This is a genomic window from Pseudobacter ginsenosidimutans (genome assembly GCF_007970185.1).
In the GTDB taxonomy this organism is placed as follows: domain Bacteria; phylum Bacteroidota; class Bacteroidia; order Chitinophagales; family Chitinophagaceae; genus Pseudobacter; species Pseudobacter ginsenosidimutans.
The window spans coordinates 7045043-7064877 of the sequence record NZ_CP042431.1 but is presented as its reverse complement, the minus strand read 5'-3'; the positions used below and the strand labels follow the sequence as shown (position 1 = coordinate 7064877).

Genomic DNA, 19835 nt, shown 5'->3' with positions numbered 1-19835 from the left:
GTTAATAAATAGTAAACCTATGCCATTAGAAGGCATTCTTCAGTTGCTATTTAATCAGAGGAGCCTTTGCTTTAGATTTATACCTGGTGGATTTTGGTTTGCCAGGCATAACGGTATTCTTTACTTTCTGAGCAACCAAATATAGGTATTTCCTGATACAATACTATCCTGCGGCTACAGCAGGAAAAATCTTTAATTTTATCCTGCCCGAAGAGGCCAATTCAATCCAGGATGTTACTTCGTCTTTTGAAACAAAACAAACTCACCTTCTTGTATGGCGCTTCACTGGCCGTACTGCTCTTCCTGTTGAAATGGCTTGAATTAAAACTGCTTATACTCAATAATTCACTGGAAATCTATATCGGCGCCATTGCCATCCTGTTCACATTACTCGGCATCTGGCTGGCCGGAAAGCTTTCATCACCCAGGAAAAAAGGGCCTGAAATTATTTCTGCGGCGTCGCCGCTGATTGCCGCTTCCCCCCTGAACCAGTCCGCGATCAATGCCCTCGGATTGAGCAAGCGGGAGCTGGAAGTATTACAGGGCATGGCTGAAGGGCTCAGCAACCAGGAGATCGCAGACCGGTTATTTGTTTCTCTCAATACCATCAAAACACATAATTCCCGTCTGTTTGAAAAACTGGATGTGAAAAGGAGAACACAGGCCGTTGAAAAGGCAAAACGTTTACAGATGATATCCTGAAGGCTTCGCTATTTGGTAGTAATTCCGCGTCTGTACTGAAAATCACCCGAAAGTATGAACGATGGAAAAATGGAATCCTCCAATTTCGTTTCACATTTCCAACAATCAAAAATCGACTTCCGCATGAAGAAAATTGTGCTCAGTTTCGGATTGATAGCCGGTGCTATCGTTACTGCCATGATGATAGTGGCAACCACTATGATGTACTCCAATCCGGAGTTCAAAGGCAATGACCTGGTGGGCTACGCCACTATGCTGATCGCCTTCGCTTTTATTTTCGTGGGCGTGAAAAGCTATCGCGATAAATACAATGGAGGGGTGATCAGTTTCGGGAAAGCATTCAAAATAGGATTGTACATAACCCTGGTGGCGTCCACCATTTATGTTGCCGTATGGCTGATAGAATATTATTTGTTTGTGCCTGATTTCATGGAGGTCTATACAAAATGCGCCATGAAAAGGGCAGCCGACAGCGGAGCTACGGCGGCACAATTGCAGGAGCAGGCCAGGAGTATGGCCCGGTATTCAGAATGGTACAAGAACCCCCTCTTTGTGATACTGCTCACTTACAGTGAAATTGTGCCTGTTGGACTGGTGGTGGCGTTGATCAGCGCCCTGATACTGAAACGGAAAGCGAAACCGGCTGTAGCCCGATCGTAACAAAGGAATGTTAATTGAGAATTTCTTAGCCCGCAATTATATAACGCACTGTATATATTGCGGGCTAAACTTTTCCACCATGAAATTCATCATTACAGTTCCCGTCCTTTTTTTTATTTTTTCCTGCGGAACCGCCCGCTACAATGCTTCCGGGATGGAAGATACTTACGGTGCCGCTGATACGCTGATCACTCAATCACTGTTCAACGATAAAAGCGCTTCTATATCCGAAGAGAATATCCAGCGCCTGCTCGACGGCAATTACAAACTGCCGCAGCAGTTGCGGGTGGCGATCGTCCGGTTGGACAATAACACCAGCGCCAGCCGCCGCTATTTCTGGAACGATGAGGATTATCTGAAAACGCAACAAAGCTACCTCGACAGTTTTACAGCCAAGCTCCGCCAGAGCCCGCGCGTACAAAAAGTGTCTGTTATCCCCGAGATCGTTGTATCGAAATCCCCTTCCTTCACGCAGCTACGCGAAGCCGCCGTACGCCTTCAATCTGACCTGGTGGTGGTGTACAGCATCGCCAGCGATATCTATTCAAGGTACAAGCCCTTCTCCAATCCGGACCTCAAGGCCTTTGCCACTACCCAGCTTATTCTCCTGGACGTAAGAACGGGTATGGTGCCCTTTTCCACGATCGTTACAAAAGATCAACTGTCGAAAAAAACAAAATCAGAACTGGATAATGCACAGGCTGCTGCCAGGGTCCAACACGAGGCTGTCTTGTTGACCATCGATGAAAGCAGCAGGCAAATGCTGGATTTTCTCAAAATGAATTGATTGGCTTTTTGATCACAGTAACAAGCCGAACATGAGAAAACTCCCGGCCTTTATCCCTGGTGAACTGATCCTGTCTGGAGCAAATGCACAACCTGTTTCCGGCGGCAGTTCTTCGCAGGACATAAAGTTGAAGCCTGACCAGAACTGGATAGCGCAGATGCTGGCCATCATCCGGGCTCAATAATGTTATGTGGGACAAAAAGACTAAATTCGCCACCAAACTCCTACTTGAATGGCATCCAATGTATATAATGGATTAGAAAAGATCGTTCCTGCAACCATGGCTGATGTGGTGGAAGTGAAATTACGTGAGTACCTGAAGAACAAGCCTTTTCTTCCCGGTGATGCATTGCCTACGGAAGCTGAACTGGCTGAAGCGCTGGGCGTGAGCCGTAATGTGCTTCGTGAGGCGCTGAGCCGCCTGCGTATGCTGGGAATGATCGAATCCAAAAAGAAGCGGGGAATGGTGCTCACCAAACCCGATATACTTGGCGCCTTCGAGAAAGTACTGGATCCACTTATCATCGATAAAGACACATTGCAGGATATTTTTGAGCTTCGCCTTGTGCTGGAAATGGGACTCGCTGATCTGCTTTTCCTGCGTAAAACAGATAAGGATGTAGCAGAGCTGGAAGCCATCGCGAAGGCCGAGAAATACGATTCCGGCAAACAGTTCCGTATCAAATCCGAGATCGAATTCCACGGCAAGCTCTATGAAATGACCGGCAACAATACCTTAAAACGGTTCCAGAGTATGCTGCTTCCTATATTCGGTTATGTAGTTACGTTAGAGAAGAAAAAGATTGCCGGAAAAGTGAATCACCTTGATCTGGTTCAGATCCTGAAAAAAGGAACAAAGGATGATTTCAAGAAGGGGATGTATGAACACCTCAAACCACATTTCGACAGGCTGAAAGAACTGGAATGAGGAAAAAAGCGCAACAGAGATTTGGGGTTGTCCTTACTGCGCTGCTGCTCCTGCTGGCAGTCCTTGCTTTCAATGCCTGGAAAGAAAAAAAATCACTCGCAAAACATAAGAAGCTTACTGCTGCAAACATCACTTCCGCTTCAGAAAATCTGATAGGAGGCCGACAGATTCGTCTTTTTTATTCTTATTCAGTCAATCAGAATAATTTTACAGGACAAATCCTGGTAGAAGACCTTGAGTCTTTTGGAGAACGGAATTTTATGATTTTCAATTACAGGGATTTCCGGTTTCCTTTGATCTATGATAGCCTGCATCCTGAAATCAATAAACTATTGATCATGAGAGAGGATTGGGCAAACCATGGAATCCCGCTCACAGATTCCCTCCGCAGGCAATTCACAATTATTGAATCTGCCCGCTAAAATCCTTCCACTTCATCAAAATTTAATTTGTCCTACATAAAAATTTCCCTTACTTTGGTTTAGTAATATGTAGTACATAACTACTAATAAACGAAAGTTGCCATATATGAAACTGCTTTCCCTTTCCTTTGTACTGCTGCTTTGCAGCCTGTGCACATCACAGGTGCTTTTAGCCCAAAACCAGCAACCTGTTGTAAAAGGCACAGTCATCTCCTCCAAAGATGTTGAACCGCTTCCCGGTGTAACCATCACCGTGAAAGGTTCCAATAAAATGACCAGCACCGATGCCAATGGTCAGTTCACCATTTCAGTTCCCGATCTCAAAGCCACGCTGCTCCTCAGCTCCGCCGGTTACAAAAAAATGGAGCATACGCTCAATGGCAATGCCATTGTGCAAATCTCCATGGAGCCTTCACAAAACAGTATGGATGAAGTGGTGATCATCGGCTATGGCCGCCAGAACCGCGCTACTGTAACCACTTCCGTTACCAAAGTGGGCAAGGAGGAATTCGAGAATGCTCCCGGACAAAACCCTTTACTTCAATTACAGGGCAAAGTGGCTGGTCTCTCTTTGCAGATTTCAGACGGCCAGCCCGGCTCCAATCCCCAGATCTTCATCCGCGGCGGTAGCTCCACTTCTCCCGAAAGCGATGCGCCACTTTTCATTGTGGATGGAATAGTTGGACAAATGAGGAATATCAGCGATATAAATCCTGATGACATTGAATCAGTGCAGGTTCTCAAAGATGCGGCCAGCACTGCTATCTATGGCGCAAGAGCCGCCAATGGCGTGATCATCATCAAAACAAAATCAGGCCGTCGGGGTAAACCTGTCATCAATTTCAAATACACCAACGGTATCGAAACCCAGGGTAAGGAATATGATTTCACCAGTGCACGCGATTACGTGTATGTAACCCGCCGGAATATCCAGCAGTTCAACAAAACGAATCCGGAATTCTTCCTTACCGGTGGCCGTTATGGTATGTCTACCGGCAATGCGCGCAATTCGAAAGGCACGCTTGAGTTCCTTGATACATACATCCAGAACTATGGCGCAGACTATGTTTCAGACCTTATCGATAACCAGGGATGGGAAACAATGGATGATCCTGTTACCGGGAAAAAGCTTCTCTTCAAAGAAACCAATTACCAGGACGTCACATTCCAGAATACTTACAGGCGCGAGTTCGATTTCAATATCGGAGGGGGTACGGACAAAGCCACTTACTATCTTGGTCTCGGTCATCTCGATCAGAAAGGGATCGTGCTCGGCACCTGGTACAAGAATTACAGCGCGCTCTTTAACGGTACTTACAAGCTCAGCGAAGCGGTTACCTTGAATGCCAATTTCAATTACCAGCTCCGTTTGTCCAACGGCATCGGCAATTACCAGAATGTACTCAGCCGTTCTGTTACCATGCCTTTCACTTACCGCCTGACGTATGAAGATGGCAAACCCGCTCCCGGTGAGGGCGTGGCCTCTTTCCGCAACAGGAATCACGAAGTGTATTATCGCGATCAATACAACAAGAACCAGGTGAACCGCGCCACCTACAATCTCGGAGCTACCGTGAATATCATACCAGGACTTTCTTTCATGCCATCTTTCTATTGGTTCACTACAGAAGGTATTGAAGGAAGATTCGAAGCCTTCAATGAAGTGAATCCTAACAGGGAAGTAACAGCCGCTCATAACTACGACCGGCAGAGCCAGCTGGATGGATTGCTGAACTACGATAAATCAATTGGCAAGCATAACCTGAATGCCGTATTCGGCGCCAGTTACATCAATCGCTACGAATATCGTATGAGCGGCAGCGGTAGAGGTGCGCCCACTGATTATATCAAAACCTTGAATGCTACTGCACCGGAAACACAACGCATCACCTCCCGTGAAAGAACGGACATCATGATGAGTTATTTCGGCAGGGCTACCTATGATTACAATAAACGTTACATGATTGCCGCAAGCCTGCGTCGCGATGGCAGCAGCAAATTCTCCCAGGAAAACAAATGGGGCCTCTATCCCGGTGTGTCTGCAGGATGGAATATGCACAATGAGAAATTCTGGGCGGCCATCGAACCCTTTGTTCAGAAATTCAAACTGCGCAGCAGCTGGGGACAAACTGGCAATAATGAGATCGATCCACTGGATTCCCAGGGCGGCTACGCGGCTGGTTATACTTACGGAGGTGAAGTAGGGATCCTCAATACCATTCTTGCCAACAATACGCTGGTTTGGGAAACCACTACTTCTTTTGATGCTGGCGTGGAGATCGGATTATTCAATAATCGCCTTGGTATCAATATCGATTTTTACAATAAAGTTACCAGTGACCGGATCTTCGATAAACCGCTGGATGGATCTACCGGTTTTGCTACCATCAAGAGCAATTACGGGTCCATCCGCAACCGTGGTATCGATATCGAGATCGAAGCAACGCCGATCCGTACACGTAATTTCAGCTGGACGCTCAATGCGAATTATTCCTTCATCCGTTCTACTGTGCTGAAACTCCCTGCTACTGCGGAAGACAAGAACAGGATCGGTGGCAACACCATTTACGATCCCGTTTCCGGCCAGTATGTGCGTGTGGGCGGACTGGCGGAAGGAGAGCGTTTCGGCGGCCGCTGGGCATATCACCTCATTGGTGTATATGCTACGGACGAAGACGCCAAGAATGCGCCTTACGATGTGGAAGCTGCAGGCAGGCTGAAAGTTGGTGGTGATGCTGTCTGGCAGGATGTTGATGGGAACGGAAGGATCGATAATAACGATATGGTGTTCATGGGATATATCCGTCCGGATAAAACAGGCGGTATGGTGAATACGCTCACGTACAAGAAGCTTTCCATGCGTTTTGTAATGGACTTTGCCATCGGACATGTGATCGACAACTCTTTCCGCGGCAGGTTGATGGCCAGTGCCCGCAACAACAATATGGCATTATCGGATGTGCTTGGCAGTAAGGTCTGGCAGAAACAGGGAGATATCGCCGATATCCCCCGCTATACCGTACAAAGTGATGCCGACTACAATTACAGGAACCACCTCCGTGGTGGGAATAGTCTCGGCACCAGCTCCGGTTACTCCACCAACAACTCATTGTATTTTTCAAAGGGCGATTTCCTCGCTTTCCGCGAAGTAAGTTTCAATTATTCACTCAGGCTGCCTGCACTGCGCAAAGCCTACATCAACAGCATCGACATCTTTGCCGGTGTTTACAATATCGGTTATCTCACTACCTATACCGGCCTGATGCCAGAGATCTACATCGGCGCCGATCAGGGCTCTTATCCGAGACCGAGGCAGTTCAGCTTCGGAGCCAAACTGGGACTTTAATCGATTGTCAAAACTTATCATCGGTTCATTATGAAAATAAAATTGCTGATTGCCGCCATCATCACTTCATCGCTCATCACGGGTTGTACCAAACAACTGGAAGTGACACCAGTTTCCGAGATCACCAATGCCATCTACTGGAAGGCCGAAGGTGATGTGACCGGTTATCTCACGGGCATCTACTCAGATTTCCGTGGCCTCATGAACAGTACATATTTTTTTGAAGACCGTGGCGATGCTTTCATACCCGGCCTGGAAGGTTCTGCCACCGAGGCTTACGAACAAAACCTCACCAACCTGAACGCACCACTCTGGACCAATCATTATAACCTGGTGCATCATACCAACCTGGTGTTGAAATATGGACCTGGTATACCTTTCGGAGACCAGGCTAAAAAAGACAGAACTATCGCGGAAGCCTACACGCTTCGTGCATATATTTATTTTTTGCTGACGAAGAACTGGGGTAAAGTGCCCATCGTATTACTGCCCACGGAATCTGATAATGTTCCATTCCCTGCTCGCGATGCGGAAGCAGCAGTACTGAGCCAGATCCTCGACGATCTCGAAAAAGCCATCGCTTTATTCCCCGATGCCAGCTTTCCTAACAAGAATCGCATCTCAAAGAATGTGGCGCAAGCCATCAAGGCGGATGTTCTGCTCTGGAAGGCAAAAGTGCATAACGGGGGAGAGGCAGATCTCAATGCCGCCCTCGGCGCTGTAGATGCAGCGATGGCCGGCCTCTCACTGCAAACGAATTTCCAGGACATATTCGCAACTGATAAAAAGAAGAATTCAGAAATAAGCTGGGCCCTGCATTTCCAGCGCGATGAGCGCTCAGATCAATATGGAAGTCGCCTCAAACCCCGCGATATCTTTGTGAGCAGCGCAGCCAACAAGGACCTGCTGGCTTTCGCGAAGAACGGCGCCAGAAGCGTATATTCTCCCAGTCCTAAAATTGAAGCAGCCTATGCTGCCAACGATAAAAGAAAAGCATGGTCTGTGATCCGCGCTGTAGATAACGGCGGCGCCACCATCGGGGTATTCGACAACAAATTCCGCGGCACATTGCATACAGATGATCGCTATTACGATAACGATATCATCATGTACCGTCTCGGTGATCTCCTGCTCACCAAAGCAGAGATCCTGGCCGCACTGAATCGTCCGGAAGAAGCCATTACCGAACTTGAGAAGATCAGGAACCGCGCAGGTACAGGAGTGTACCCGGGAGGGAGAGGAAAAGATGCTGTGGAAAAAGAGATCTTCAATGAACGTTTCCGTGAACTGTTCTTCGAGTTGAAACGCTGGCATGATATTGTTCGTTTCCATTATGCAGGCACCATCGATGCCTACACGGAAGTTCCCAAGCTTGTTGGAAAAACCATTCCACTTTTCTTTCCGATCCGCAAAACGCAGATCGACCTCAACCCGCTTCTCGAACAAACCGAGGGTTACAATAACTGATCCTCCATCAAAAACAGAAAGAATGAAAAAAGCATTCTCTTCCATCTTACGATTACAAGGCATTGTTGCCATTATGATAAGCATATTCAGTTGCACCGCTAAAGAGAATAATCTTGGCCCGGATGTAACGGCTCCCAAACCCGGTAACTCGTTGCCCACCGACTCTCTTTATATTTTCAAAGAGCGTTCCGATGGTTACCGCTGCTACCGTATTCCGGCCATCATTAAAGCCAAAGATGGTACTGTACTGGCATTTGCAGAAGCGAGGAAGAATTCGTGTGCTGATGAAGGTGATATCGACCTGGTGCTGAAACGCTCAACCGATGGGGGAAAGACCTGGGGGCCGCTCATCAAGGTATGGGACGATGGTGGCAACACCTGCGGCAATCCCGCTCCCGTAGTGGATCAGGCAACAGGACGTATTGTGATGCTGATGACCTGGAACCACGGCGATGATCATATCGGAGAGATCGGAGATGGCACTTCAATAGATACACGGAGGGTTTATCTTACACAGTCAGATGATAACGGAGCTACCTGGACTAATGCCCAGGAAATAACCAGCACGGTTAAACGCCCTGAATGGGGCTGGTATGCAACAGGACCTTGTCATGGTATCCAGATCCAGTCCGGAGCCTATGCCGGAAGGATGGTGATACCCTGCGATTTCATAGAGAAAAAGGCCAACGGTGGACGAGGTTATTCCCATGTTCTCCTCTCCGATGATAAAGGAGCTACCTGGAGGATCGGCGGCATCAGCCCAAAAGACAAAGCAAATGAAAGCACCGTTACAGAACTTTCTGACGGAAGACTTCAGCTCAATATGCGCGCCTCCGGTGGAACAGCCCGCTGGATAGCCGTTTCAAGTGATGGCGGCGAAACCTTTACAGATATGAAAACAGATTATGCGCTTGTGGAGCCCGTTTGCCAGGGAAGTCTCACTTCAGGAAAAGTGAACAATGCATTCAGCGTTTTCTTTTCCAACCCTGCCAGCACCACCCGTGTGAACATGACTATCAAATGGAGCGCAGACAATGGCGCCACCTGGACTAAATATTATCGCGTGCATGCAGGCCCCAGCGCTTATTCAGACCTGGTGATGCTCAGCGATTCGCATATCGGTATCTTGTATGAAGGAGGAACCAGTACGCCCTACCAGGGCATTGCCTTCCGGCAGGTAGCATTTGATGAATTCGTAAAACAATAAGCATGTTGAAAAAGTTCGTTATTCCTTTTTTACTGATAGTTGTTTTAGCCGGTTGCAGGCATGGATCACAGATAGGTGCAACCGAAAACAACAAACCCGTACCTGTATTTGAACCTGGCGGTGAATATGCATCCATGCGCATTCCGGCCCTGGTGATGAGTAAGAAAGGAACCCTCATGGCCTTCACTGAGGCACGTATCGGAACCAGCAGCGACTGGGCCGATATGGACCTGCTGCTGCGCCGTAGTACCGATAATGGAAAGACCTGGCAACCCATCCAGGTGATCGCGCCAAGAAAGAAAGGACAGCCCACCAATAATCCAACGCCCATTGTTGGAGAGGATGGAACTGTACACTTACTGTTTGCGCGCGATTATGCGCGCGCTTACTATACCAGGTCAACCGATGATGGTCTTACCTGGACTGAACCCACAGACATCACCGAAGTATTCGATGGTTACAAACCCTCCTACAACTGGAATGTGGTGGCGCCGGGACCTGGTCATGGTATCCAGTTGAAAAATGGAAGATTGCTTGCGCCCGTATGGCTGGCGAAATCCGCTACCACACCCAAACGTGTGCATCATCCCAGCGCTGTGGTAACTGTGTTCAGCGATGATAATGGAATTACATGGCAACGCGGCGCTATGGTGGCCGACAGTTCCGGAGACGTGAAGAATCCCAACGAATCCATGGCCGTTCAACTCAATGATGGACGAGTGATGCTGATGATGCGGAATCCCGGAAACCCCCATCGCAAATCCATTTCCTGCAGTGAAGATGGCAGCAGCAACTGGAGCAGGCCGGTATACAACCAGGATCTCTTCGAAATCCCCTGCATGGCAAGCATTGTACGCGTATCGGAGGAAAAAGATGGAAAAGGGAAAAACAGGATCGTGTTTGTGAACCCCGATAGTGAACATATCGAAAAAACACCGCGCCGCAACCTCACTGCCAAACTCAGCTACGATGAAGGAAAAACATTTCCCGTCAAACGCGTGCTCAATCCCGGTGCATCCGGATACTCGGACCTGGCTGTAGGAGCAGACGGAACCATTTACTGTTTATACGAAACCAATAATTCACCAGGAAAGGATTTTAAATACACCCTGGTGTTACAGAGCTTCAATATCGATTGGCTCACCAACGGAAAAGACAGGTTAAAAAAATAAAATACACTCGATGAAAACAGAGGGATTAATTGCAGCCACATTCGGCACATTCAGAGAAGACGGATCACTGAATCTCCAGGTCATTCCTGAGCTGGTGGATAAGCTGGTGCGTGAAGGTATCAGTGGCGTATTTGTGTGCGGCACCAACGGAGAAGGGCCAAACCTCACAGTGGAAGAAAGAATGCAGGTGGCGGAAGCCTACATTGCAGCGGCCGACAAACGGATCAAAGTTTGGGTGCATGTAGGACATACATCCATCTCCGAATGCCGGAAACTGGCTGCACATGCGGCTCAGGCAGGTGCGGATGCTATTTCATCAGTAGCTGCATTTTACTTCAAACCTGCCAATGTGCAGCAACTCGTCAACAGCATGGCCGCCATCGCTTCTGCAGCGCCATCGCTTCCATTCTATTATTATCACCTGCCTGTGCTCACGGGCGTGGCTATGGACATGGTGGAATTCCTCCGTTTGGGAGAAGATGCCATTCCGAATCTTGCAGGCATCAAGTACACTGCCCATACACAACATGAATTCCAGGCCTGTCTGAACTATAAAAATGGAAAATTCGATGTGCTGTATGGATACGATGAAATGTTGCTCGGCGCCCTGATGGTGGGAGCAAAGGGAGCCATCGGAAGTACCTACACTTTTGCCGCGCCGCTTTATCTCCGCATGATGGAAGCGTTTAAGGAGAAAAAGCTGGAAGAGGCCAGGGACCTGCAATTGCAGTCGGTTGAAATGATCCGCCGTTTTGTGAAGTATTCACCCATTCCCGCGCAGCGCGCCATCACAAAAATGCTCGGTTATGATCTGGGTTCATGCAGGCTGCCACTGGTGAGCCTCACTGAAAAAGAGTACGCGCACCTGCAGGAAATGCTGAATGAAATTCGATTCTTCGATACACTCGAAAAATGTACAATCAACAACCCGCAACCGGCAGTGCATTGATCACTGCCGCCAAATAAACCAAAACGATTACCTGTATGAAAAGAATTTTGGTACTGATTGCCATCACCGCTGTTCTCGGTTCCTGTAAAAAGGACAAGGATATGAGTATCACGCCTGATTTCACTTCAGACAAGCAGGAAGTGCTGGCCGGGGAAACAGTCAATTTCTCCGATCTCTCTGCAGGTCCTGCTTCCAGATGGAAATGGACATTCCAGGGCGGTGATCCAGCTACCTCCGACCTCAGCGGCCCTGCTGTAAAATACATGCAGCCCGGTACATACGAGGTAACACTCGAGATCAGCAATACAGCCAACTCCGCCACTACCAAAAAAACTGGATTCATCAAAGTAGGGTATAATCAGCTGGTAGTGGATTTCACTGCCAGCAAAACAACTGCGCTGCAGGGTGAGACCATTACTTTCACAGATAAGACCACCGGCATTCCTTCCACCTGGAGCTGGACCTTCACGCCGGAAACAGGAACACCCATCACATCCTCAGAACAGAGCCCGGGTATCAAATTTGATGTACCTGGCATCTACACAGTAAAGCTGGCAACTACCAATCCTGAATACAGTGGCGAGAAAACAGTGGAGAAGATGATCACCATCATCGATATCACAGCTGTTACTGCTGAGTTTGGAGCAGTGAACACTGCTACCTGGGCAGGCGGCGAAATACAATTCGAAGATGAAAGTCTTGGCACCGTTACCGGCTGGACCTGGACCTTCGATGGAGGAACACCTGCAAGCTCAACCGATCAACATCCGAAAATAAAATACAATACACCCGGCAGGTACAAGGTGAAACTGGTGGCCAATAATACCAGCAAAAACTCCACCGCGGAAAAGGAAGCGTACATCCTGGTAGTTCCCGGAACGGACCTGATCGGCTTCTTTCCATTCAATAACAGTTACGCAGAAGTGGGCCCCGGCAATGCAGCTATTACTCAAACTGGTGCAGTAGGCTTCGCAAATGCAGACAGGAAAGGCGTTACAGGCAATGCCGGTTACTTCAACGGATCTGCATGGTTGAGTACCCCCAGCTCCAATTTCGATCTCGGCGCCAATAATTTTTCCATCAGTGTTTGGATGAAATCAGGAGGCACAGCCAGGATGATGATCTGGCAGGAGAGTGGAAAGAATGGCTCCGGCGACAATCAGAGCTGGTTGCGGATGAATGACAATGCCACCACCCAGTTCCTCCGCTTCAATACAGAGAATCCAGGTTCTGCCATTATCAGTATGGCCACTGAAGGAAAAGTGAACGACGATGTATGGCACCATATCGTTTGTGTACGCGATGGGCTGCTTACAAAAGTGTATATTGATGGAGTGAAAGTAAAAGAAATGACCACCAGTGCAGTGAAAACAGTTACCGGTGCAGGTCAGTTGTTCAAGATCGGCGCCCAGGAAGGATTGACGAGCATGAGCAATTTTTATACTGGAATGATCGATGACCTGATCATTTACAAAAGAGCTTTCACGGATGCTGAAGTATCGGCATTGTTCAATTTATAAACCCGGACCGGTAATACCCTCACGCGGATGAAACAGTTTCTTGTAATTGTATTGATGTTAGGAATGCTGATGAAAACTACTAAAGCGCAGGAACAGGGCGCATCATATATGGATTGGAAACTGCTCCCATCCTTACCCGATAGTTTTGGTTTTGCCGGCGCATTTGCCGGAGTGAGCAATAATGTACTGCTGGTAGCCGGAGGCGCCAATTTTCCCGACGGCGGCGCTCCCTGGACCGGTTCTACAAAAGTCTGGTACGATAAAGTGTTTGCGCTGGACAAGCCCGGAGGACAATGGAAAGAGGCCGGCAAACTGCCCATGCCGCTCGGCTATGGCGTATCGCTCACCTGGAAAGATGCAATGGTCTGCATCGGTGGCAGCGACGCCGCAGGCCATCATGCGAAATCCTTCCTGGTCAGATATAATAATGGAAAAATAGAAACTGAGAAACTTCCATCACTGCCGCATCCACTGGCCAATGGCAGCGGTGTGCTCATCGGTAATAAAGCTTATGTGATCGGAGGAACTGAAACCCCTCAATCTACCGAAGCTTCAAACGTATGCCTGAGCCTTGATCTCAGTGCACCGAAGGATCAACAGAAATGGATAACCGAAAAATCATTTCCCGGTCCATCCCGTATACTGGCAGTAACCGGCACACTCAACAATGAGCTCTATGTATTCAGCGGCGCACATTTGTACAAGGACAATGCTGATCAGCAGTTAAAACGCAAATACCTGAAAGATGCCTGGAAATACAATCCTGAAAAAGGCTGGCAACAACTGGCCGATCTGCCCGAGCCTGCAGTGGCTGCACCCAGCCCTGCATTTGCATTCGGACAATCCCACCTGCTCATTGCAGGTGGTGATCACGGCAAGCTGGCAGATAAGAATGCAGAGTTGAAAGACAATCACCCCGGCTTTTCGGATATTGTTTGGAGTTATAATACCATCACTAATACCTGGGCACAGGCTGATACCGTATTAACAGAAAAGAGATCAACCGCAGCGGCGGATCCGAACAGCAGTACCTGGGCGCCCGTGACCACTCCGGCGGTGGTCTGGAATGGCAGCCTGGTACTGCCTTCCGGAGAAGTGAGGCCCGCAGTGCGCACTCCCAAAGTATTGATGGGAACACCTGTTCATCCACCAGGAAAATTCAGTTGGATCGATTGGGGAGTGGTGGCCATCTACTTTATGCTGGTAATCGGAATTAGTGTTTTTGTATCGAGAAAAATGGAAAGCAATACAAGCGATTTCTTTCTCGGCGGCGGCAAGATCCCCTGGTGGGCTGCCGGTCTCAGCATCTTCGGTTCCAAACTGAGTGCGCTGACCTTTATCGCCATCCCGGCAAAAGCATACGCTACTGATTGGGTTTATCTTCTGAACAATCTGATGATCGTTGCAGTGGCGCCCATCGTTGTATATTTCTATTTACCTTATTTCAGAAAACTCAAACTAACCAGTGTATACGAGTACCTGCAGGTTCGTTTCAGTCCGGCAGTGAAGATCACCGGTAGCCTCACTTTCGTGATCTTCCAGATCAGCAGGCTCGGTATCGTGATCTACCTGCCAGCACTGGTATTGAGCGCAGTGACCGGCATCAATATTTTCGCCTGTATCATTGGCGTGAGCCTCATCACTACCGCTTACAGTGTGGCTGGCGGCATCGAGGCTGTGGTTTGGACCGAAGTGATGCAGGTGGGCGTTCTGCTTGGCGGAGCATTCTGCTGTCTGGTCTTCATTGCCAATTCACTCGATGGCGGATTCGGTCAACTCTTCAGTGAAGCTGCTTCCGAAAACAAATTCCGCATGGCGATCCTGGAATCCGATATTACACAACCTGTACTTTGGGTGGTGCTTGTAGGCGGTTTCCTCACGCAACTGGTCACCTATTCTTCAGACCAGGTGGTGGTGCAACGATATCTCACTACATCATCGGAAAAGGAAGCAAGAAAATCTATCTACACCAATGCTGTGCTGGTGATCCCCGCTTCTCTGATCTTCTTCATGGTAGGTACTGCGCTCTGGGTGTATTTCAGGCATAACCCTGCATCCCTGAATCCAAACGGACGGGTGGACGATGTGTTCCCCTGGTATATTTCGCAGGAACTGCCTACGGGCCTTGCAGGACTGGTGATCGCCGGATTGTTTGCAGCCACCATGAGCACCATCAGCAGCAGCATGAACTCGATCGCCACTGTTGTTACTACCGATTTCTACAAACATTTCAAACCATCGAGCACCGATAAACAACAATTCATTTTTGCACGATACACAACAGTAGTATTGGGGGCATTGGGTTGCCTGATCGCCATCTATATGGTGTTCCTGAACAATACCAGTATCTGGGACCAGTACCTGAAGATCATCGGACTGTTTGGCGGCTGTCTGGCAGGGATGTTCCTGGCTGGTATTTTCTTCCCGAAGATCAACAGCAGGGGAGTGATGGCAGGTTTTGTTGTGAGTGCAATAGCTTTGTATTTCATCCAGGATTCAGGTGCGATCAATTTCTTCCTGTATCCTGCAGCAGCTGTATTGCTTTGCGTGACCACTGCATATATCGTTAGCCTGATCGCGCCGGATAAGAAGCAGCCGCTGCGTGCTGTATAGAGAATTGCCGCTTTAAGAAATAATTAGGACCAGGGATTGACCTCAATATTCCGGATTGAGAAAATTCTGATTATTTTGGAGCAATCCCTGATCCATATGCGAATCTTTCTTGTTGCTCTGAAAATATTATTGCTGATCATTTTGCTGGCCCTGCTTACTTTTTTCACGCAGGTGGGAGGCTTGATCTTATTGCTCTCTTTCCTTTCACATAAGTTTATCAATAACCGGACTGAGTCCGTGTTTTGGCGGGGATTCTGGAAAACCTCTGCTTTTCTCGTTTTATATTTTTTTGTAAATATTGCCTTATTGCCTTTTGCTGCGAGGGCATTCAACAGGGTGCCGATGCCGGTATTCTCGGAGCCGCATGTGAAACCCTTGCGTTTGCCCGGTTGTATTTTCAATCGCCATTATGTAAGACCGGAGGTTCGTGCTGCTGTGATTGAAACCGCGGAACGTATGCAGAAAGAATCACCAGGCGTGGTGATCCAATATCTGGATGGAGCATTTCCGCTCATCAATCATTTTCCCTTATGGCCGCATCGCAGTCATGGTGATGGAAAAAAACTGGACATTGCCTTTCACTATCTGGATGTAAAAACAAAAAAGCCGGTAGTGGATGCGCCTTCCTTTCTCGGTTATGGCATCAGTGAGAAGCCACGTCCGGGTGAATCTGATTTTCCATTGATCTGCGGCACAGATGGGCACTGGCAATACAATATCCTTGACGAGATCATCCCGCAGGGCAATCATAAAAATTTCATATTCGACAGTACACGCACTGCATTGCTGGTAAATAAATTCGCTGCAAGTAAAACCATCGACAGGATCCTTATAGAGCCTCATCTGAAAACAAGGCTCGGAATCACCAGCAAAAAGATCCGTTTCCATGGATGCCGCGCCATCCGCCATGATGATCATATTCATGTGCAAATGAAGTGAGGGATCACAGGTCAGATATTTCCTATATTTGAACCTTTCCCGGTTACCCGTGACGATAATTCTTTTTTCCATTATTCTATTTGCCTGCTCTATGGCAGCCGGACTGGTAGGATCGCTTACCGGCCTGGGAGGTGGTGTGGTATTGATTCCCCTGCTCACACTTGTTTTCAAAGTGGATATTCATTATGCAATTGGTACATCATTGGTCAGCGTGATCGCCACTTCTTCCGGCGCGGCAGCGGCTTACGTGAAGGAAGGCATCACCAATATCAGGCTCGGCATGTTCCTGGAAGTAGCTACTACTATTGGCGCCATTATCGGTGCATTTCTCGCTACCTATGTACCTACTCATTGGATCGCGATCGTTTTTGGCGGTATCCTTATCTTCTCCGCCATTACATCTTTTTCGAAACACCATGAACAAATAGATACAGCGCCTTCCGGAAAATATGCTGCAGCCCTAAGGCTCAATAATACTTTCCCAACTGCAGGAGGGCCGCAACCTTACACTGTCCGCAATGTGGCCGGAGGGTTTTTTATGATGAATATAGCAGGTGTGATCTCGGGATTGCTGGGAATTGGTTCCGGAGCGTTGAAGGTAATTGCCATGGACAGGATCATGAAGATACCTTTCAAAGTAAGTACCACTACCAGTAATTTCATGATCGGCGTAACGGCAGCGGCCAGCGCCGGCATCTATCTTCGCAGGGGTTATATCGATCCCGGCCTGAGCATGCCCGTATTACTCGGTGTGCTGGCAGGCGCATTTGCAGGATCGAAACTCCTGGTGAAAGCAAAAACGAAATGGTTGAAAATATTCTTTGCTATCGTAGTTCTTTTTCTGGCCTTCCAGATGATCTGCAATGGCATCACCAACCGTCTGTAATATGAAAGCATTGGATAATTATTCAGACAGGAACATAGAAACTGCCATGGGCAACCTGTTACGTTATGGTGTGCTGCTCAGTGCAGCCATCGTATTGGTGGGCGGCGGCATCTACCTGGCTCGTCACGGTCATGAACAGCCGGCTTTCCGGAGCTTCAGCGGCGAGCCAAAACAATTCACCAACCTGGCCATGATCTTCGAATATGCCGGCAAGGGAAGTGGCAGGGCTATTATCCAGGTGGGTGTTCTGGTATTGATAGCAACCCCCATTGCGCGGATCGTTTTTTCCATTATCGGATTCATCAAAGAAAAAGATGTACTATATACAGGGATTACGTTGTTTGTGTTAGGGGTGATCATTGCAAGCCTGCTATAAGTAATTAGACAGGTCCGCCGATTATTTTTATTTTTACTGAAAAGGACAAAACCAATGGCTGTTTCACCGAAGATTGATTTTGATGAGCTGTACGAAATAGAGAATATCTCTGAGGACCTGCGATACAGTTATTTCAATTCCAAACTGGATAATGGAAGGGATATTTCACTCAGCGTGAAGATCAGCAACCAATGTCATGTGCTGCTGCCGAACGTTTACAATATCAGTTTCGGCCCGCTGAATGCAAGAGGTAAGATCAACGACAAAGCTGAACTTACCCACTCCGATTATTCGAAAGTTTTTTCCACTATTCTATTTTCAGCTTACGCATACCTTAAGAACAATCCCGATCATTACCTGGGCATCGATGGCTCAGACAATGCCAGGGCCTATTTCTATTTCCGGGCGCTGCAAAGGAACTTTAACTTTCTGGACAAGTATTTCAGGATGTTTGGCGTGAAATATTATGTCCGGATCACTCGTTTTGGTAAGACCCAATATGATAATCCCTTTGATTTTGAGGATATTATGCCTTATCCTTTCCGGATCAGGAAGGGGGAACAGGTGAGCCAGGACCATATGTACAATTACTTCATCTTTAACCTGAAACAAAGAGGCGGAAATACACAATAATTGAAAAAAGCCGTACATTTGAATCAACCCACATAATTTTTGGTATGAAACAAACAATAGCTCGTAAGGTAGCCGCGCTGACAAAAAAAGCAAAGCAGGAGGGTAAGAAATCTGAGCCCAAAGCCGTTGTAGCGCATTCATCACTCCACCAGGTAATTAAAACCAAGGAGCAGGCTGCATTGTTTATGAAGCTATTGAAAGAAGCCTGATAACTTTTCCATAATATTTTGACTAAGGGCCCGCCTGATGGCGGGTCTTTTTTTATGGATAGCTAACAGGTATCTTATTTCTTTCGATGATATTTTGAAAATTGATCTGACCATTCTCGTCAAACAGATCATCCATTGTGGAGTATACCAGTTTTCTTTGCCCATCTTTCTCATACATGTTGATCCGGAAACCTAACGGTACCGCATACTGTACCTTGTTATTATCTGAAACAAACACCATTTCCGTAATCACTTCGTTTCCATAATCATCTTCCCGGTAAGCGATAAAATGTAAATGGAAAAATGTTTCCAGCATTTGAAAGTTTTCATAATAGCTGGTGATCATCAGACATCTTCTGCGTGGTGCAGAGATGATCAGTTTATCTGTATTCAGTACGCGGCAGGCTTCGGCAAGGAATGCAGAAGAAAGGATCTTTTCTGAAGAGTGGTCTGAGCCTGATGCAAAAATTACCCGCCTGTTGAGTTGTTCTGAAATTTCAATCTCATAAGGATACTCATCGATATTCGATTGCCATTTTTCAAAGTTGTTTTTTATGGCTTCAATTTGCAGGTCATGGGGAGTGATGTATTCGAATCTGTCGCCTGCATCCTGGGGAAAAACAATAGCCAGGTCAAGGTTATCTCCCAATTTTACGAAGGGTAAATGCACAGCCAATGAAATTCCCTGCCAGCGTGCATCTTTGATCATGGGATAAACCGGCACTTTGTCTTTTTCGATCGGAGCTGTTTCAGGTGCTGATTTGCCGAAGATTTTCTTGAAGAATCCCATAAATTAGGTGTGCAGATTTAATGGTACGAATAAAAACTAAATTACGTTTTATTGAAATGCTGATTCTTTCTGTGGATAATTAATGGGATTATGGAAATGCAAAACTGAACTCTTCCTGTATCACAAGCGGACAGTCCATTTTTGCAGCTTTATCCGCAAAAGTTTAAATGATAGCCACTTATATCTCTGGCACGTTACTGGTGTTTCTTTTTCCGTTTTCCTCTTTGAG

The 19835-nt window shown here is 47.5% G+C and carries 19 protein-coding genes and 1 pseudogene; 19 read left to right on the top strand and 1 reads right to left on the bottom strand.

Annotation, left to right across the window (positions count from 1 at the left end):
* Window positions 1-231: 231 nt before the first annotated feature.
* From FSB84_RS31540 to FSB84_RS30755, 19 genes and pseudogenes are all read left to right on the top strand, one after another.
* Window positions 232-702 carry a response regulator transcription factor gene (locus FSB84_RS31540; protein ID WP_130544184.1) on the top strand — a complete coding sequence of 157 codons (471 nt, stop codon included), beginning with the start codon at window positions 232-234 and terminating at the stop codon, window positions 700-702.
* Window positions 703-756: 54 nt separating this feature from the next.
* On the top strand, window positions 757-1362 hold the full coding sequence (locus FSB84_RS27505) for a DUF4199 domain-containing protein (RefSeq protein WP_225979903.1): 606 nt from the start codon (window positions 757-759) through the stop codon (window positions 1360-1362).
* 79 nt (window positions 1363-1441) lie between these two features.
* A complete protein-coding gene (locus FSB84_RS27500) occupies window positions 1442-2149 on the top strand; it encodes a hypothetical protein (RefSeq protein WP_130544183.1) in 708 nt (235 codons plus the stop codon).
* A 31-nt stretch (window positions 2150-2180) separates the two neighbouring features.
* A complete protein-coding gene (locus FSB84_RS30760; protein WP_158644156.1) occupies window positions 2181-2333 on the top strand; it encodes a hypothetical protein in 153 nt (50 codons plus the stop codon).
* A 48-nt stretch (window positions 2334-2381) separates the two neighbouring features.
* Window positions 2382-3077 (top strand): FadR/GntR family transcriptional regulator, encoded by a 696-nt coding sequence (locus tag FSB84_RS27495; RefSeq protein WP_130544182.1) that lies wholly within the window; start codon window positions 2382-2384, stop codon window positions 3075-3077.
* Window positions 3074-3499, top strand: coding sequence for a hypothetical protein (locus FSB84_RS27490; protein ID WP_130544181.1), 426 nt, complete (start codon window positions 3074-3076; stop codon window positions 3497-3499). The genes FSB84_RS27495 and FSB84_RS27490 overlap by 4 nt, the downstream gene beginning before the upstream one ends.
* A gap of 106 nt (window positions 3500-3605) precedes the next feature.
* A complete protein-coding gene (locus tag FSB84_RS27485) occupies window positions 3606-6845 on the top strand; it encodes a SusC/RagA family TonB-linked outer membrane protein (RefSeq protein ID WP_130544180.1) in 3240 nt (1079 codons plus the stop codon).
* Window positions 6846-6875: 30 nt separating this feature from the next.
* Complete coding sequence (locus FSB84_RS27480) at window positions 6876-8312, top strand: RagB/SusD family nutrient uptake outer membrane protein (protein WP_130544179.1); 1437 nt, start codon at window positions 6876-6878, stop codon at window positions 8310-8312.
* Window positions 8313-8334: 22 nt separating this feature from the next.
* Window positions 8335-9519, top strand: a complete 1185-nt coding sequence (locus tag FSB84_RS27475) for a sialidase family protein (protein ID WP_158644155.1) — start codon at window positions 8335-8337, stop codon at window positions 9517-9519.
* Window positions 9520-9521: 2 nt separating this feature from the next.
* On the top strand, window positions 9522-10691 hold the full coding sequence (locus FSB84_RS27470; protein ID WP_130544177.1) for a sialidase family protein: 1170 nt from the start codon (window positions 9522-9524) through the stop codon (window positions 10689-10691).
* 10 nt (window positions 10692-10701) lie between these two features.
* Window positions 10702-11640 (top strand): dihydrodipicolinate synthase family protein, encoded by a 939-nt coding sequence (locus tag FSB84_RS27465; RefSeq protein WP_130544176.1) that lies wholly within the window; start codon window positions 10702-10704, stop codon window positions 11638-11640.
* A gap of 35 nt (window positions 11641-11675) precedes the next feature.
* The gene (locus FSB84_RS27460; protein WP_130544175.1) at window positions 11676-13160 is read left to right on the top strand and encodes a PKD domain-containing protein; all 1485 of its coding nucleotides are present in this window, start codon (window positions 11676-11678) and stop codon (window positions 13158-13160) included.
* Window positions 13161-13178: 18 nt separating this feature from the next.
* Window positions 13179-14282 (top strand): annotated as a pseudogene (locus FSB84_RS31830) (hypothetical protein); the annotation flags it as partial.
* Window positions 14283-14288: 6 nt separating this feature from the next.
* Window positions 14289-15773: a sodium:solute symporter gene (locus FSB84_RS31825; RefSeq protein WP_455430519.1), complete on the top strand. Its 1485-nt coding sequence runs from the start codon at window positions 14289-14291 to the stop codon at window positions 15771-15773.
* A 96-nt stretch (window positions 15774-15869) separates the two neighbouring features.
* Window positions 15870-16712: a hypothetical protein gene (locus tag FSB84_RS27450; RefSeq protein WP_130544173.1), complete on the top strand. Its 843-nt coding sequence runs from the start codon at window positions 15870-15872 to the stop codon at window positions 16710-16712.
* Window positions 16713-16761: 49 nt separating this feature from the next.
* The gene (locus FSB84_RS27445; protein WP_130544172.1) at window positions 16762-17598 is read left to right on the top strand and encodes a sulfite exporter TauE/SafE family protein; all 837 of its coding nucleotides are present in this window, start codon (window positions 16762-16764) and stop codon (window positions 17596-17598) included.
* Between the two features lies 1 nt (window position 17599).
* Entirely contained in the window at window positions 17600-17974 is a 375-nt protein-coding gene (locus FSB84_RS27440; RefSeq protein ID WP_130544171.1) for a DUF1634 domain-containing protein, read from the top strand.
* A 54-nt stretch (window positions 17975-18028) separates the two neighbouring features.
* Window positions 18029-18607 (top strand): DUF6934 family protein, encoded by a 579-nt coding sequence (locus tag FSB84_RS27435; RefSeq protein ID WP_130544170.1) that lies wholly within the window; start codon window positions 18029-18031, stop codon window positions 18605-18607.
* A gap of 44 nt (window positions 18608-18651) precedes the next feature.
* Window positions 18652-18816, top strand: a complete 165-nt coding sequence (locus tag FSB84_RS30755; protein ID WP_158644154.1) for a hypothetical protein — start codon at window positions 18652-18654, stop codon at window positions 18814-18816.
* Between the two features lie 52 nt (window positions 18817-18868).
* On the opposite strand, the gene FSB84_RS27430 is transcribed toward FSB84_RS30755, so the two are convergent.
* Window positions 18869-19606, bottom strand: a complete 738-nt coding sequence (locus tag FSB84_RS27430; protein ID WP_130544169.1) for a hypothetical protein — start codon at window positions 19604-19606, stop codon at window positions 18869-18871.
* Window positions 19607-19835: the final 229 nt, after the last annotated feature.